This window comes from Nocardia ninae NBRC 108245 (assembly GCF_007990755.1).
Lineage (GTDB): Bacteria > Actinomycetota > Actinomycetes > Mycobacteriales > Mycobacteriaceae > Nocardia > Nocardia ninae.
Genome location: NZ_BJXA01000026.1, coordinates 86,721 through 102,724 on the forward strand (window position 1 = coordinate 86,721; position 16,004 = coordinate 102,724).

Annotated in this window: 14 protein-coding genes; 9 read left to right on the top strand and 5 right to left on the bottom strand. The window is 66.6% G+C overall.

Annotation, left to right across the window (positions count from 1 at the left end):
• Entirely contained in the window at positions 1–300 is a 300-nt protein-coding gene (gene uraH, locus NN4_RS20465) for a hydroxyisourate hydrolase (protein WP_147133660.1), read from the bottom strand.
• Positions 297–809, bottom strand: a complete 513-nt coding sequence (uraD, locus tag NN4_RS20470; RefSeq protein ID WP_147133663.1) for a 2-oxo-4-hydroxy-4-carboxy-5-ureidoimidazoline decarboxylase — start codon at positions 807–809, stop codon at positions 297–299. Before uraD ends, uraH begins: the two co-directional genes overlap by 4 nt.
• Positions 810–971: 162 nt before the next feature.
• On the opposite strand from uraD, the gene NN4_RS20475 reads away from it, so the two are divergent.
• Positions 972–2,477, top strand: a complete 1,506-nt coding sequence (locus NN4_RS20475; protein WP_147133665.1) for a PucR family transcriptional regulator — start codon at positions 972–974, stop codon at positions 2,475–2,477.
• A 100-nt stretch (positions 2,478–2,577) separates the two neighbouring features.
• Here the strand turns inward: NN4_RS20475 and NN4_RS20480 are convergent, their stop codons facing one another.
• Positions 2,578–3,117 (bottom strand): MarR family winged helix-turn-helix transcriptional regulator, encoded by a 540-nt coding sequence (locus tag NN4_RS20480; protein ID WP_147133668.1) that lies wholly within the window; start codon positions 3,115–3,117, stop codon positions 2,578–2,580.
• Positions 3,118–3,192: 75 nt separating this feature from the next.
• Between NN4_RS20480 and NN4_RS20485 the strand changes: the two genes are divergently transcribed.
• The 3 genes from NN4_RS20485 to NN4_RS46625 all read left to right on the top strand — a co-directional run bounded on the left by NN4_RS20485 (position 3,193) and on the right by NN4_RS46625 (position 7,148).
• Complete coding sequence (locus NN4_RS20485) at positions 3,193–3,912, top strand: SDR family NAD(P)-dependent oxidoreductase (protein ID WP_147133670.1); 720 nt, start codon at positions 3,193–3,195, stop codon at positions 3,910–3,912.
• Between the two features lie 124 nt (positions 3,913–4,036).
• Entirely contained in the window at positions 4,037–4,969 is a 933-nt protein-coding gene (locus NN4_RS20490; RefSeq protein WP_147133672.1) for a family 2A encapsulin nanocompartment shell protein, read from the top strand.
• A gap of 37 nt (positions 4,970–5,006) precedes the next feature.
• The gene (locus NN4_RS46625) at positions 5,007–7,148 is read left to right on the top strand and encodes a family 2A encapsulin nanocompartment cargo protein cysteine desulfurase (RefSeq protein ID WP_281289383.1); all 2,142 of its coding nucleotides are present in this window, start codon (positions 5,007–5,009) and stop codon (positions 7,146–7,148) included.
• Between the two features lie 68 nt (positions 7,149–7,216).
• On the opposite strand, the gene NN4_RS20500 is transcribed toward NN4_RS46625, so the two are convergent.
• Complete coding sequence (locus NN4_RS20500; protein WP_246180978.1) at positions 7,217–8,218, bottom strand: polysaccharide deacetylase family protein; 1,002 nt, start codon at positions 8,216–8,218, stop codon at positions 7,217–7,219.
• A 224-nt stretch (positions 8,219–8,442) separates the two neighbouring features.
• Between NN4_RS20500 and NN4_RS20505 the strand changes: the two genes are divergently transcribed.
• Entirely contained in the window at positions 8,443–9,936 is a 1,494-nt protein-coding gene (locus tag NN4_RS20505; RefSeq protein WP_246180975.1) for a putative glycoside hydrolase, read from the top strand.
• Between the two features lie 140 nt (positions 9,937–10,076).
• Positions 10,077–10,559 carry a cation:proton antiporter regulatory subunit gene (locus NN4_RS20510; RefSeq protein WP_222595114.1) on the top strand — a complete coding sequence of 161 codons (483 nt, stop codon included), beginning with the start codon at positions 10,077–10,079 and terminating at the stop codon, positions 10,557–10,559.
• Positions 10,560–10,568: 9 nt separating this feature from the next.
• Here the strand turns inward: NN4_RS20510 and NN4_RS20515 are convergent, their stop codons facing one another.
• Positions 10,569–11,285: an SDR family NAD(P)-dependent oxidoreductase gene (locus NN4_RS20515; protein WP_147133676.1), complete on the bottom strand. Its 717-nt coding sequence runs from the start codon at positions 11,283–11,285 to the stop codon at positions 10,569–10,571.
• A gap of 90 nt (positions 11,286–11,375) precedes the next feature.
• Here NN4_RS20515 and NN4_RS20520 point away from each other — a divergent pair, with 90 nt between their 5' ends.
• The 3 genes from NN4_RS20520 to rpoB all read left to right on the top strand — a co-directional run.
• Positions 11,376–11,942, top strand: a complete 567-nt coding sequence (locus NN4_RS20520) for a TetR/AcrR family transcriptional regulator (protein ID WP_147133678.1) — start codon at positions 11,376–11,378, stop codon at positions 11,940–11,942.
• A 10-nt stretch (positions 11,943–11,952) separates the two neighbouring features.
• Entirely contained in the window at positions 11,953–12,738 is a 786-nt protein-coding gene (locus NN4_RS20525; protein WP_186818532.1) for an alpha/beta fold hydrolase, read from the top strand.
• A 244-nt stretch (positions 12,739–12,982) separates the two neighbouring features.
• On the top strand, positions 12,983–16,004 hold a 3,022-nt coding region (gene rpoB, locus NN4_RS20530), incomplete at its 3' end, for a DNA-directed RNA polymerase subunit beta (RefSeq protein ID WP_147133682.1).

Sequence of the window (16,004 nt, forward strand, 5' to 3'; positions counted from 1 at the left end):
TCAGCTACCTCGATAGGTGGAGTAGGAATACGGACTGAGCAGCAGCGGCACGTGGTAGTGCGCCGCCGGGTCGGCGACGGTGAAGTCGATGGCGACCGAGGGGTAGAACGGGCTGAGCTCGGCGGTGTCGAAAGTCAGCCGGTGCGTGCCGGTTTCGGGATCAGGCAGGTCTTTGATGCGGCCGTCGTCGTCGGTGTGCCGTTCGGCGAGCACGGTTCCGTCGGCGCGGGACAGCTGGACCCTGAGTCCGGCCGCCGGCCGCCCGGTCACCGCGTTCAGCACGTGGGTGGACAAACTCACTTCTCCCCCAGCAGCTTTCGCACACGCAGCCGGGTGATGTCGGCGAGCTCGCCCTGCACCTTGATGCGCTCGTCGAGCAGCGAGTTGGCCAGGCGCTTGCGCAGCTCGGTGAGCATTTCCTCGGCGCTGCGGCCGGTGGCGCGGATCAGAAAGACGTGACCGAACCGGTCCTCGTAGGCCCGGTTCCCCGCGGCGAGCTCGGCCCGCACGGCGGCGTCGGCGGTCGCGGCGCCGGACTGTTCGCCGCGCGACCACTCGGCCTCCCGCTCGGATAACTCGGCCTTGGCCCGATCGCCGATGCGCGGATGCGCCGACAGCGCCTCCTCGACATCCGGCCAACTCAGCTCGCACACCGCGGCGACTGCCGCGGCGGTGGCGCTCGCGGTGTCGGGATAGGGCCGCGAGGCCGCCACCTTCTGCGCCCACTGCCGGGACGCGCAGCAGGCCAGCAGTTCCTGCACGGCGCGGTCCGGCGGCAACGAGTTGAGCCATCCGATGTCGCCTGCCATCTGACCTCCTGTCGGGGTTCGCCAATCTGTTCCGCAAGTACACCCGCCGGGGAACACCGCAGCTAGAAACGAGAAATCTGAACTGTGCGCCAGTTCACAACCAACTCTTTGTGCGAATGTCCAAGGGCGTTCACCAGGGGTGCGACTGTTAGCCTTCGCACCGTGCGCCTTCGATCACTGCTGACCATGGCGGACCTGGGACTAGAGCTCGTCACCGGCGAGGAAGAGCTGGACCGGTTCGTGCGCTGGGTGGTGACCACCGACATGCTCGACCCTGGTCGCTACCTCTCCGGCGGAGAGCTCGTGCTCACCGGCATGCAGTGGCGCCACGATCCCGCCGACAGCGAGGTCTTCGTCCGCGCGCTGGCCCAGGCCGGCGTGGCGGGCATGGCCGCAGGTGACGCCAGGTACGGCGGCGCGCCGCCGGATGTGGTCGAGGCCTGTCGCAAGCATCGGATTCCGCTGTTCCGGGTGCCGGAGACGGTCGCGTTCGCAGCGGTCACCGAGCAGATCACCCGCAATCTGTCGACCGGACGGGCCGCAGATCTCACCGCGATCCTGGACCGGCACCGCCAGCTCGTCTCGGGAGCAGGCCTCGGCTCGGTGCTGGAACTCATCGAACGCGACCTCGGCATGCGCTGCTGGGTGGTGTCGTCCACCGGCCGGGCAGTGGCCGGGCCCGCCACCGCGCCGCCGGTCGAGGTGACCACCGCGTTCCTCAGTGCCCGCCGCCTGCCGTGCGCGTTGCTGCACGAGGGCGGCCGATTCTCCCTTTTCGCGGTGGACGAGCACCGCACCTCACGGGCCGCGGACTGGTTCCTCGTGTTCGAGGGCGATTACACCGAGTGGCCCGAGGAGCGGCGCGCACTGGCCGGTGAGCTCGCCGCCGTGGTGTCGCTGGAACGCGCCCGTCAGGACGACCGGCAGAGCGCCGAGGGGCGGCTCGCGCAGGAACTCATCGAACTCATCGTCTCGGATGCCAAACCGACCGAGATCATTTCGCGGCTGGAACTCACCGGATTGGGGCCCGCCGAGACCTACATCGCCGTCGCAGCCGCCGGTGACGACACGTTGCGGCCCGGCGAGTTACGCGTGCTGCTGCGCGAAATCCTTTACGGCAGAAGGCCTGCCGCTGGCGTGGTGGACGGCGAGGCGATCGCGCTGATCCCCGCCGGACCGGACACCCCCGTCATCGACGAAATCAACCGTGCGGTCACCGCTTTGGAGCCAGGACTACGCGGCAGCCGACTATCCGTGGGCGTCAGCGGTGTGGTCGACGGCGAAGGCCTGCGCGGCGCCGTCGAAGAAGCCCGCTACGCCCGCCGCATGGCCGCAGGCCGCCTCCAGCCCGCCAGCGTCGTCGGCCACGATGAACTCGCCACCCACATGCTCCTGCTCGCCTCAGTCCCCGACGAGGTCCGCCGCATGTTCCGCCTGCGCCTCCTCGACCCCCTCACCACCTACGACCAGGACAACCGCGCCGACCTCGTGCACACCCTGGAAACCTTCCTAGAGGTCTCCGGCTCCTGGACCAAATGCGCCGACCTCCTCCACGTCCACGTCAACACCCTGCGCTACCGCATCCAGCGCATCGAAGAACTCACCGCCCGCGACCTCTCCCGCCTCGAAGACCGAGTCGACTTCTTCCTCGCCCTCGCCTTGCGCTGATCAGAGTTCTCGCCTCGGCGATCACCCCAACGCTCGACACCACCGCTTCGGCGTTCCGCACTGCGCCGATCTAACTGCCGCACAACATATTCAACGACATCTACGCATCTGCTGAACCGACCTGGGTGATCTTGCGGTTGCCCAGGCGGGACATCAGGTCCTGGTGCAGAATGCGCAGTAGGTCGGTCAGGTCGGCCTGCTGCTGGGGAGTCAAGCCGGAGAGTAGATCCGCTTCGCGGCCGAGGACCTGGTCGACCAGTCGTTCGACGAGGTCGTGGCCGGCCGGGGTGAGAGCGACGACGACTGCGCGTGATCCGTCGTTCAGGGGTGAGCGGGCGACCAGGCCTTCGGCTTCGGCGCGGGCGACGCGCTGGGAGATCGCGCCTGCGGTGAGCATGGTGTGGTCTTGGAGCTGGCGGGTGGTCAGGCGGTACGGCGGGCCGCTGCGGCGGAGCACGCTGAGCAGATCCAGGGTGGCCGTGTCGGCGTGCTCGGCGGCGAGCACTCGGCGGCGGTCGTCGCCGAATAGCTTGGCCAAGTGCCAGATTCGGGTTACCACGCCGATGCCGTCGACCGGCGTGCCCGGGCGCTCGCGCCGCCAGGCCAGTGCGATCGCGTCGACGGGATCGTTGTCGTCCATGCCACTCCTCGGTTGCGTTCAGACCTAAACGACGGCTACGTTTAGATCTAAACATACCCGATGAAGGAGATTCACATGGCACGGAACATCGTGGTAACCGGCGGCGCCACCGGCATCGGCCGGGCCATCGCACACACCTTCGCGGCCGCGGGCGACGCGGTGATGATCACCGGGCGCCGGGCCGAGCCGCTGCACGCCACAGCCACGGAACTCGGCGCGACAGCCTACGTCTGCGACGCGACCGATCCAGCGCAGATCGAGACGCTGGTCGATCAACTCCCCCGCGAGATCCACGTGCTGGTCAACAACGCGGGCGGCAATACCGACTTCGACCTGAACGCGCCGACCGATCTGCGGAGCCTGGCCGCCGCCTGGCGAGCCAACCTGGACGCCAACTTGATCAGCGCCGTGCTGATGACCTCGGCGCTGCGTGACCGGCTGACAAATCCCGGTGCCGTGGTGAACATCGGCTCGATCGCCGCGGACAAAGGCGCGGGCGCCTACGGCGCGGCCAAGGCCGGTCTCGCCTCATGGAATACGCAACTGTCCGCCGAGCTGGGCCCGCTCGGCATCACCGCGAATGTCGTTTCCCCCGGCTACATCTCCGACACGGAGTTCTTCCGCGACAAATTGACCGACGAGCGGCGCGCATCCCTCATCGCCGCCACCCATACTCGCCGCCCCGGCATTCCGGACGATATCGCCGCCGCGGTGCACTATCTCGCTTCACCCGCCGCCCGCCAAGTGACCGGTCAGGTGCTCGCGGTCAATGGCGGCGAACGCACCACCCGGTAAGTCCGCCGATACCCGCGGCGCGCGGGAGAAAGGCGGGCAATGGGGTCGATACAGGCATTACGGAAAACGGGGATTAGCATGATCGAGCTGGTAACGGTGGATTTGCCGATCCCGAGGTGGTTCGATGACGAAAGCTGTTCCACGGCCTGTTGCGCTGGGCGATGATGCTGCCCGGACACTGGCTAATGCCACGAAGACCGTTCCGCAGATGGAGTCGATCACCCCTCGGTGGTTGGTTCATCTGCTGAACTGGGTTCCCGTCGAGGCCGGTATCTACCGGCGCAACCGGGTTACCCACGAACAAACCGTCGATATTCAGTGCGATAATTTCGACGAGTCTCCGCTTCCGGAGACATTTATCGACTACGAACGAGACCCGCGCGAGTATCGACTCAAAGCGGTGCACACGATTCTCGACGTGCACACGCGCGTTTCAGATCTGTATTCGAGCCCGCACGATCAGATTGCTCAGCAGTTGCGGCTCACCATCGAAGCGATCAAAGAGCACCAAGAGGGCGAGCTGATCAACAGCCCTGACTATGGGCTGATCGCCAATGCCGCGAAAAAGCAACGGCTGGCGACGATCGCCGGGCCGCCGACGCCCGACGATCTCGACAATCTGATCACGAAGGTGTGGAAAGAGCCCGGGTTCTTCCTTACTCATCCGCAGGGCATCGCGGCCTTCGGCAGGGAATGCACCCGGCGCGGTGTGCCGCCGCCGACGGTGAGCATGTTCGGGTCGCAGTTCCTGACCTGGCGTGGCATTCCGATCATTCCGTCGGACAAGGTTCCAGTGGATCGCGGCAAGACCAAGTTTCTGCTGATTCGCACCGGCGAAGCCAGGCAGGGCGTGGTCGGGCTGTATCAGCCGGGGCTGGCCGGCGAACAGGGACCGGGTCTTTCGGTGAAGTTCATGGGTATTGATCGCAGCGCGATCGCGTCGTATCTGGTGTCGCTGTACTGCTCGCTGGCGATTCTGACCGACGATGCGGTGGCAGTGCTCGACGGAGCCGAGGTGGGCAAGTTCCATGACTACGCACCGACCTACCGGAGCTGACATCTCGCGCCCATCCGACGATGGCGGCGCCGAGTGGATGCTGCCGGACGAGGCGACGCTGAATCGCCTTGCCGGAGCCTTCTTCTCGGCGCTGCCCTCGGCGTCGGCGGGACTCCCCGCCGCATCTATGGGCCCGAGCGTGCTGCAACCGGATATGCCGACCTCGCCGCCGAACGTGCCGGTACCGTCTCCGGTGCCGACGGCGACGGCGGTCGGCGCGCCCGGGTTTTCGGGTGCGCCGCATCCCGGTGGACACCCACCGGCCGCGGCATCCTCGGGCGCACAGAATGTTTCGGGCGCCACACCCGGTGGCCGAACCCCAGAGCCCTATATCCCCGGGGTCACGGGCATCACAGCACCCGCAAGCACGCCGTCGGTGGCAAGACCCGCCACCGCAACGGCGTCCGGTGCCCGCACCCCGTCGGCCGCGTCCGGCACAAAAGGACCCTCCGGTGCCACGCCACACGGTGGCCACACGCCCGCAACTGCGTCCGAGGCGACCAAGTCCTCCGGCGCCACCCCGCCCGGCAGCAGCACGCGGTCGGCCGCGTCGGGCACGAGAGGTACCTCGGGTGCCACGCCGCCGGGCGGCCGCACGCCGGAGCCGTCCGTGCCGGGTGTGTACGGCACCACCGTTCCCGGCGGCCGTACATCGTCAGGTGCACAAGGACTTTCGGGCACCACACCGCCAGGTGGCAGCACACCTGCGCCGTCGGTGCCGGGCTGGGGACGCGACGTGCCGATGGCCGACGCGGCGGGACAACCCGCGCACCCACCGGTCAGTACCGCGGGCATCCACAACGACCCGTTCTTGACCGCGATACCGTCGTTGCGCGAAGTGCTTTCACCGCAACGTTTTCCCGAACCCACGTCGTCCGCCACACCGAGCTTCTATTTCCTGGATGCGCCGACCTCGACGGGCACCGCCACGCCGACCCGCCTGCCGGACGCACACCCACCGTTCGACGTATACGCCGTGCGCAACGACTTCCCGATCCTGCGGGAACAGGTCAACGGCCATCCGCTGGTGTGGTTCGACAACGCCGCCACGACGCAGAAGCCGCAGTCGGTGATCGAGCGGATCACCCGCTTCTATGAGCACGAGAACTCCAATATCCACCGGGCGGCACACGAATTGGCGGCACGGTCCACCGACGCCTACGAGCAGGCCCGCGACATCGTGGCCCGGTTCATCGGCGCGTCCTCGGCGGAGGAGATCATCTTCGTCCGCGGCGCCACCGAAGGCATCAATCTGATCGCACAGACGTGGGGCCGCAAGAACATTCGCGCGGGCGACGAGATCATCATCTCGCACCTGGAACACCACGCCAATATCGTCCCGTGGCAGATGCTCGCCGCCGAGACCGGCGCGCACCTGAAGGTCATTCCGGTCGACGACAACGGCGAGCTGCTGCTCGGCGAATACACCAGGCTGCTCTCCGACCGAACGAAACTTGTTTCGGTAACCCATGTCTCGAACGCCCTCGGCACCATAACCCCGGTGCGCGAGATCGTCGCCGAAGCCCAGCGCGCCGGGGCGGTCACCCTCGTCGACGGCGCGCAATCGGTCCCGCACACCAGCATCGACGTGCGCTCGATCGGCGCCGATTTCTTCGTGTTCTCCGGGCACAAACTGTTCGGGCCCACCGGAATCGGCGTGGTCTACGGAAAATCCGAGATACTGCAAGACGTGCCACCCTGGCAGGGCGGCGGCAACATGATCAGCGACGTCACCCTGGAGCGTTCGCTGTTCCAGCCGCCACCGGGACGATTCGAGGCGGGCACCGGCAATATCGCCGACGCGGTCGGGCTGGGCGCGGCCATCGAATACGTCGAACGTCTCGGCATGGACGCCATCGCGCGCTACGAGCACCACCTGCTCGAGTACGCGACACCCCGGGTCGCCGCGGTGCGCGGGGTCCGGCTGGTGGGCACCGCCGCCGACAAGGCGAGCGTGCTCTCCTTCGTCATGGATGGTTACGAGCCGATCGAGGTCGGCCGGGCGTTGAACGAGCAGGGCATCGCGGTGCGCGCGGGTCATCATTGCGCACAACCGATCCTGCGTCGGCTCGGGCTGGAGGCGACCGTGCGTCCGTCGTTCGCCTTCTACAACACCTGCGCCGAAATCGACCGGATGGTGGCGGCGCTCGACCAGCTCGCGGCTCGTTCACCGCGGTGAATGCCCCCTCGTGTCCTCTACGTCAGCCGTGCGGCTGACGTAAAGGACTGGGCACCGACGACAGTCACTCAGTACGGCTTGGCCTGACCCGACCACCGCGAATTCAGTGTCCCGGATAAGCGCGCAGGGAAGGAGATCTGCTGTGGATTACCGTCGGAGGTGTAGCGCTGCTGCGGATCCGCGGCGAGCCGGTCCAGCCAGTAGGTGGAGTCGAAGTCGACCGGCGTTGCGCCCGAACGGATTCGGGGTACCGCCGTGGGATCGAGGTCGCCGTAGTGCGACGGCGCCGGGTTCGAACCGACCAGCATCACCGCCTCGAACGCATAGTTCGTGCCGTCCCAGCTACCCGCGGTGGCCAGGGCCCGGTCGGCCGGGGAGATGCCGAGCGGCAACGCCATTGTCCGTACCCGACCGGGCGCCGCCGACACGATGGCGCGCACGTTGTCTGCCAGCTCGCGTTGGACTCCGGTGCTGTCCAGCTGGGCGAGGTTCGCGTGGCTCGCGGTGTGGGCGCCGATCTCGTAACCGTGTGCGGCCAGCCAGGACAGCGCGCGCGGATCATTTCCGAACGGCTCATTGTTGACGTAGAACGTTGCGGTGGGCGCGAAGTCGGGATGCTCGGTGCGGAACTGTTCGAGGATGCCGATGGCGGTGTCGGGCGCTACCTGACCGTCCGCGGTGAAGGTGAGCTGGCTGAGGGTGGAGTCGTCGAAGGTGAGCACCACCGGATGGGTGCCCGCCGGGAGGTCGACAGCACCGGAGATGTACGCGGCGGCGGTCACCGGACGGTAGTTCTCGCGATACAGCCGATCGAGCTCAGCGCGGAATTTCGCTGGCGTCTGGTCGTATTCGCTGTCCGGCACGGCCGCCAGCTGGTGGTACATCAGGATCGGCACGACGCCGAGCTCGTTGGCGCCCACCGCGGCGGGATCGGGCGGCGGGCTGCTCGCGGGCGGCGGCGTCTCCGCCATCGCACGCGGTGGATCGACTGGTTCGGCGTCCGCCGTGCAGGCCGCGGCCGTGCACATCAGCACCGACAACATAACTCGAACACCGAAGGTCGCGTTCATCGCCACCGCGCGAACAGTACGCGAGCGCGACCATTTCGTTGCATACGAAACACCGGCAAAGTAGCGACGGCCGCGGGCCGAACCCGCGATAGTTGATCATCTTCGGACGAAAGTTGGTGTGCGCGTTGCTAGAAAGACTAGGCGTTACAGGACACCGGCGGTTGGCGGCGGTCCTGGTTATCTCAGTCTTATCAATTCTTGTCGCTTCTGTGACCCTCAGCTGGGTGCGTACCGAACCCAAGGGATTGAGCCTGGCCGGCCTCCCGAACACGCTGATCGGCGCGACTGCCCTGTCCGCCACGACATTGCGGGTGGACGCGGGTGAACACGACCCCGCCGCTATGCGACTCGAGCTCAACGGCGTGCCGGTCGACGGCACCGTCGAAGGCAATACCGTCGTGTACCGCCCGGGGTCACTGCCCGATGGCGAGCACAAGTTCACCGCCGAGATCCCGCCGAGCGTGCTGGGCTTCCTGCGCACCGGTCCCGGCGTATCCAAGACGTTCACGGTGGACAACGAACCACCAGCCCTGGAGCTGACCCAACCCACGGGCGTGACTTCCTACCGTCAGCCGGTTACCGTGCGCGGCAAGGCAAAAGGCGCCGACCGCGTCTCGGTCGGCGCCCAGTCGGTGACCCCCGCCGCCGACGGCACATTCGAGCTCACCCTGCCTCGGATCCAGACCGGCGCCGACGTCGTCGCCGTGGACGGCGCGGGAAACCGGACCACCGCGGCGATCACGGCAGCGGTGGAGCAGCCCAAGATCAAGGCGGTCCACGTGACCGCCTACGGCTGGTCGGACGACGGCCTGCGCGAGGACGTGCTGGCCATGGCCCGCGACGGGCGCATCAACACCGTGCAGCTCGACATCAAGGACGAGGACGGTGTCGTCGGCTACGACTCCCAGGTGCCGCTCGCCCGGGAGTCGGGCGCGGTCACCCCGATCTACGACGCCCCCACGGCCTTGCGGCAATTGCATGACATGGGCATCCGCGTGGTGGGCCGGATCGTCGCGTTCCGGGACAAGACGATGGCCGAATGGGCCTGGCAGACAGGGCGTTCCGACTGGGTTGTGCAAACCCCCTCGGGTCAGCCGTACTCCAGCAAGTACGGCCCGATCGCCTTCACCAACTTCGCGAACCCCGAGATGCGCAAATACAACATCGATCTCGCGGTCGAGGCGGCGAAGCTCGGCTTCGACGGCATCATGTACGACTACATCCGGCGACCGGACGGCGCGCTGTCGCAGATGCACTTCCCCGGCGCCACGGTGTCGCCGACCGTCTCCATCGCCGAGTTCCTCAGGGAGAGCCGCGATCCGGTGCGCGACGCGGGCGCCGACCAGAGCGCCGCCGTGTTCGGCATCGCCTCCACCCGCCCCGATCAGATCGCCCAGGACATTCCGCTGATGGCGAAGTACGTCGACTACATCGCCCCCATGGTGTACCCCTCCCATTGGAACCCCGGCGAATACGGTGTCGCCAACCCGAACTCCCAGCCCTACGACATCACCTTCCGGTCGTTGCAGGACTTCCACACCCAGACCCAGGGCACCGGCGCCCAGATCGTCCCGTGGTTGCAGGACTTCAGCCTGGGCGTGAACTACGGCCCCGCCGAGGTGCGTGCCCAGATCGACGCCGCGAACGACGCGGGCGTCAACGGCTTCTTCCTCTGGAGCCCGACGGTGCGCTATCACCTCGCAGGTTCCTCGGACTGATTCGGGAGCACGGCGCGAACGGCCCAGGCGCGGTGCCGGCCTGGGCCTACTACCTGCAAAAATACAACGCGAACGACCGATCGGTTATGATGAATAAGCATGATCACACCTCACGTGACCGGCGCGGTTACGCTGGTGTGGTGAACGTTGAAGTGACGCGCCTACCGGGTATCGGTGTGCGCAAGGACTTTCCGGTCAAGGGCGGTCGCCGCCGGATCGGGGTCATCGATCACAAGGACGGCACGATCTATCTGATCGTCAGCAAAGCCGACAATCCGGAAGCCACGGATCAGATTCCGCTGTCGGCGTCGGAGGCGGCCGCGCTGGCCAACTTACTGGGCGCCCCGCAGCTGATCGCGCAGCTACGGGACGAGCATCGCGAGTTCGACGGCGTGAATACCCGGCAGTTGTTGATTCTCGACGACTCCCCCTATGCCGGCCGCCCGCTCGGCGATACCGAGATGCGCAGCCGGACGCGGTGCTCCATCGTGGCGATCATGCGGGGTGGTGCGGTCATCCCGTCGCCCGGCCCGGACTTCATGTTCGCCGCAGGCGACCTACTGGTGGTCGTCGGTACCGCCGAGGGATTGGAAGCCGCCGCCAAAATCCTCACCGACGGCTGAGCGGTACCTTCAGCCGCTGAACACGTCGAACACTTCCTCCGCCCGGTCCCGGCTGTGGTACATATCCCAGGCCGTGTCGGCGAGCTGGTCGGGATCGAGGGTGTGACCGTCGGGCGATCCGTAGCGGTCCGGATCGGCGGTCACCATGCTGTGGATATCCCCGCGTTCGATGAGACCGCCGATGGTGAGGGTGCCCGCATAGACCCCGCGATCGGCGAGAGCGGCATGCAGCGTGACGGCGTAGTTGCGCAACGCGGCGGAGGGCAGCGCCAGGTGGCCGAGCATGGGCATCGGCCGGACGCTGGAGAGCCCGCCCGCGAACAGTAGTGCGCCGGAACCGCGGGCCAGCATGGCCGGGAGCACGTCGTGCACCATGTCGACGGCGGGCCAGATCCAATCGAACGCGGATCGCGCTGTGTCGGCGTCCATTTCGGTGAGCGGGATGGGGTGGTGCGCCGAAGCCGGTCCGTAGTAGGCGAGTTCGATGTCACCATCGCTCGCTATGTCGGCGAGAACCGACTTCAGCCGGGCCCGGTCGGCGACGTCGGCCGCATGGGCGGTGGCGTCGATACCTTGCGCCGCAAGATCTTTCAGATAGCTCTCGTGGCGCGCGTCGTTGCGCGACACCAGCGCGACCCGGAATCCCTCGCTGCCGAATCGCCGCGCCATGGACATGCCGAGTCCGGGTCCGACGCCGATGATCACGGCCGTGGGTGTGCTGGACATAAGATCTCCTGTTCCTAAACTGAGGGGGCCCTCGATTTAAAAACCTAGCACGAAATCGAGGAGCCCCTCGACTTTTGTAGGATGGTCGCCATGACCAAACCGTTGCGCCGCGACGCGGCCCGCAATCGCGAGAAGCTGTTGCGCGAGGCCGCCGGTGTGTTCACCGAGCAAGGGCTCGACGGTTCACTGGAGGAGATCGCGCGCCGGGCCGGGGTCAGCATCGGCACGCTCTACAACCACTTCCCGCACCGTGACGCGCTCATCGATGCGCTGCTGCCCGCCCGGCTCGCCGCGATGGAGGATTTCGCCGCGCGAGCGGCGGCCGAACCGGATGCGTGGGTGGCGTTCAGCGGCTTCATCGAGCAGCTGCTGGACCAGTTCACCGCAGACCGCGGGCTGCTCGAGGCCTTCACCGGTAACCACCCCGCCGCCGCCCAGCTCACCGAGGCCTGCCACCGCGGCATGTCACACCTCTCGACGCAGCTGCACCGGGCCAGGCAGGCGGGTGCGGTGCGCGCCGACGCGACCGATGACGACGTGGTGCATCTGGTGTGGGCACTGTCGCTGCTCGGCGAGGCGACCGGCGCACCCGCCTGGCGCCGCTGCCTGCAACTGGTCCTCGACGGCCTGCGCCCCACCAACCCACCGACGCGATAGGACCGATACCGTGCCATATGCCAAGGCCGCCAACGGAGTTCGCCTCGCGTATCAAACCGCGGGCGCGGGCACGCCGCTACTCCTGCTCGCCGGGCAAGCCAACAACCATCACTGGTGGGACGGCATCCGCGAGGATTTCGAAACCCGGTATCGCACCGTCACCCTCGACTGGCGCGGCACCGGCGACAGCGACAAGCCCGACGAGCCTTACAGCACAGCGGGTTTCGCCGAAGACGTGGTCGCGGTGCTGGATGACCTCGGCATCGAACGGGCAGCGGTGTACGGCACGTCGATGGGTGGCCGGGTCGCGCAATGGCTGGCCGCCCGCCATCCCGAACGGGTGCACGGCCTCGTCCTCGGCTGCACCTCCCCCGGCGGCAAGCACGGCATCGAACGCGGTCCCGAGATTCGGCAGTCGCTCGTCCAGCCCGACCGGGACGCGGCCGATCAGGCCCTGCTGGAACTGATGTACACCCCGAAGTGGCTCGCGCACACCACCGGCCCGTACAACACCGTCGGCGATCCCACCATGCCCGCCTACGCCAAACGCCGGCACCTGATGGCCAGCAACCGCCACGACGCCTGGGATGCACTGCCGGACATCGCAACTCCCACCCTGATCGTGCACGGCACCGAGGACCGCTTCAATCCGGCGGCGAACGCGCCGTTGCTCGCCGAGCGCATCCCGCACGCTCGCATGCGGTTGATCGCCGGCGCACGGCACGCCTACTTCGACGAATTCCGTGCCATCGCAAGCCCGCTCGTGCTGGACTTCTTGAACGAGGTCGGTACATAACGCCTGCCCGGGCCCGACTTCCGACATTGATTTCGCTGAAACTCTTGACGCGGGCAACATCCCGGAGTTACTATTCCCACAGAGGAAAACATTCGAAGTGGCTCTCCCATGTGCCCGAATCTCGAATGCCTATTGTGCTGCCGCGAATATGCGAGTAATTTGATGCGTTGCGCTGGCTGCCTCCTGTCCGACCCCACGAACCAATCCGTTGTGATCACCACCGATTACGTGGTCCTCACTTCCTATGGTGTGCGAGTTCCGTTCGGGTAGGCGATCACACGCAATTCATCAGCATGAGGTCGTGGAAGGACGCACCGTGTCAGTCTCCCCGCACCAAGCCACCCACAATGCCCAGGTCATCGCCGGTGTCCCCGGCGCTCCGAAGCGGGTGTCTTTCGCCAGAATTCGTGAGCCGCTCGACGTTCCGGGGCTGCTCGACCCCCAATTCGACTCATTCCAATGGCTGATCGGCGCGCCACAGTGGCGGGCCCGCGCCGCCGCCCGCAGCCAGGACAACTCGGCGGGCGGCCTCGAAGAGGTGCTCGCCGAGCTCTCGCCGATCGAAGATTTCGCAGGCACGATGTCACTGTCGCTGTCCGACCCTCGGTTCGAAGAGGTCAAGGCCTCTGCCGACGAGTGCAAAGACAAGGACATGACCTACGCGGCGCCGTTGTTCGTCACCGCGGAGTTCATCAACAACAACACCGGTGAGATCAAGAGCCAGACGGTCTTCATGGGAGATTTCCCGATGATGACCGACAAGGGCACGTTCATCATCAACGGCACCGAGCGCGTCGTCGTCTCCCAGCTGGTTCGTTCGCCGGGCGTCTACTTCGACCACTCCGTCGACAAGACCACCGAGAAAGACCTGCACAGTGCCCGGGTCATTCCGTCGCGCGGCGCGTGGCTGGAGTTCGACATCGACAAGCGCGACACGATCGGCGTGCGCATCGACCGCAAGCGTCGTCAGCCGGTCACCGTGCTGCTCAAGGCCTTCGGCTGGACCGTGGAGCAGATCGCCGAGCGCTTCGGGTTCTCCGAGATCATGATGTCGACGCTGGCGAAAGACCACACCACGGGCACCGACGAGGCGCTGCTCGACATCTACCGCAAGCTGCGGCCCGGCGAGCCGCCGACCAAAGAGTCGGCGCAGAACATGCTGGAGAACCTGTTCTTCAAGGAGAAGCGCTACGACCTGGCGCGCGTCGGCCGCTACAAGGTCAACAAGAAGCTCGGCCTGCACATCGACCAGATGACGCTGACCGAAACAGATCTCGTCACCATCATCGAGTACCTGGCTCGCCTGCACCGCGGCGACAAGACCATGAACTCGCCCGACGGCGTCGAACTCCCGATCACCGTCGACGACATCGACCACTTCGGCAACCGTCGCCTGCGCACCGTCGGCGAGCTGATCCAGAACCAGGTCCGGCTGGGCCTGTCCCGCATGGAACGCGTTGTCCGCGAACGGATGACGACCCAGGACATCGAGGCGATCACCCCGCAGACCCTGATCAATATCCGCCCGGTGAGCGCGGCGATCAAGGAGTTCTTCGGCACCTCCCAGATGTCGCAGTTCATGGACCAGAACAACCCGCTGTCCGGGCTCACCCAGAAACGCCGCCTCACGGCGCTGGGCCCGGGTGGTCTCTCGCGGGAACGGGCCAGCATCGAGGTCCGCGACATCCACTTCAGCCACTACGGCCGCATGTGCCCGATCGAAACCCCGGAAGGCCCGACCATCGGCCTCATCGGCTACCTCTCGGTGTTCGCGCGGGTCAACCCGTTCGGTTTCATCGAGACGCCGTACCGCAAGGTGGTCGACGGACGAGCCACCGACGAGGTGGTCTACCTGACCGCCGATGAAGAGGAGCGGTATATCCGCGCCCAGGCCAACTCGCCGGTCGACGCGCAGGGGCGACTGGTCGAGCAGAAGGTCCTCGCGCGGCGCTTCGGTGACGAAGTCGAGTTCGTCTCCCCCGCCGAGGTCGACTACATGGATGTCTCACCGCGCCAGATGGTTTCGGTCGCGACAGCGATGATTCCGTTCCTCGAGCACGACGACGCCAACCGTGCCCTGATGGGCGCCAACATGCAGAAGCAGGCGGTGCCGCTGATCCGATCCGAGGCCCCGCTGGTGGGCACCGGCATGGAGCTACGCGCGGCCATCGACTCCGGCGATATGGTCGTCAACGAGAAAGCCGGTGTGGTGGAGGAGGTTTCGGCCGACTACCTCACGGTGATGGCCGACGACGGCACCCGCAGGAGTTATCGCCTGCGCAAGTTCGACCGGTCGAATCAGGGCAACTGCGTGAACCAGCGCCCGATCGTGGACGAGGGCCAGCGGGTCGAGGTCGGCCAGGTGCTGGCCGACGGTCCGTGCACCGAGAACGGTGAGATGGCGCTGGGCAAGAACCTGCTCGTCGCGATCATGCCGTGGGAAGGCCACAACTACGAGGACGCGATCATCCTGTCGCAGCGCCTGGTCGAGGAGGACGTGCTCACCTCGATCCACATCGAAGAGCACGAAGTCGATGCGCGTGACACGAAATTGGGCGCCGAGGAGATCACCCGCGATATTCCGAACATCTCCGACGACGTGCTCGCCGACCTCGACGAGCGCGGCATCATCCGGATCGGCGCGGAGGTTCGGGACGGCGACATCCTCGTCGGCAAGGTCACCCCGAAGGGTGAGACCGAGCTGACCCCCGAAGAGCGGTTGCTACGCGCCATCTTCGGCGAAAAAGCGCGCGAGGTGCGCGACACCTCGCTGAAGATGCCACACGGCCAATCCGGGAAAGTTATTGGTATCCGGGTCTTTTCGCGCGAAGACGACGACGACCTGCCGCCGGGCGTGAACGAGCTGGTGCGCGTGTACGTGGCGCAGAAGCGCAAGATCCAGGACGGCGACAAGCTCGCCGGTCGCCACGGCAACAAGGGTGTTATCGGCAAGATCCTGCCGACCGAGGACATGCCGTTCATGACCGACGGCACCCCGGTCGACATCATCCTGAACACCCACGGCGTGCCGCGCCGGATGAACATCGGCCAGATCCTGGAGACCCACCTCGGCTGGATCGGCAAAACCGGTTGGGAGGTCAAAGGTGCGCCCGACTGGGCCGAGACACTGCCCGAGGAACTGCTCGCCGCACCCGCGAACAGCAATCTGGCGACGCCCGTGTTCGACGGAGCTCGTGACGAGGAGCTCACCGGACTGCTCGGCTCGACGCTGCCCAATCGCGATGGCGAGGTGATGGTCGGCCCGG

What these genes read in the sequence shown, in the direction of transcription:
- uraD (WP_147133663.1), bottom strand. Translation starts at nt 809, where the DNA reads ATGGCAGGCGACATCGGATGGCTCAACTCGTTGCCGCCGGACCGCGCC.
- NN4_RS20480 (WP_147133668.1), bottom strand. Translation starts at nt 3,117, where the DNA reads ATGGACGACAACGATCCCGTCGACGCGATCGCACTGGCCTGGCGGCGC.
- NN4_RS20485 (WP_147133670.1), top strand. Translation starts at nt 3,193, where the DNA reads ATGGCACGGAACATCGTGGTAACCGGCGGCGCCACCGGCATCGGCCGG.
- NN4_RS20490 (WP_147133672.1), top strand. Translation starts at nt 4,037, where the DNA reads ATGACGAAAGCTGTTCCACGGCCTGTTGCGCTGGGCGATGATGCTGCC.
- NN4_RS46625 (WP_281289383.1), top strand. Translation starts at nt 5,007, where the DNA reads ATGCTGCCGGACGAGGCGACGCTGAATCGCCTTGCCGGAGCCTTCTTC.
- NN4_RS20500 (WP_246180978.1), bottom strand. Translation starts at nt 8,218, where the DNA reads ATGAACGCGACCTTCGGTGTTCGAGTTATGTTGTCGGTGCTGATGTGC.
- NN4_RS20515 (WP_147133676.1), bottom strand. Translation starts at nt 11,285, where the DNA reads ATGTCCAGCACACCCACGGCCGTGATCATCGGCGTCGGACCCGGACTC.
- NN4_RS20520 (WP_147133678.1), top strand. Translation starts at nt 11,376, where the DNA reads ATGACCAAACCGTTGCGCCGCGACGCGGCCCGCAATCGCGAGAAGCTG.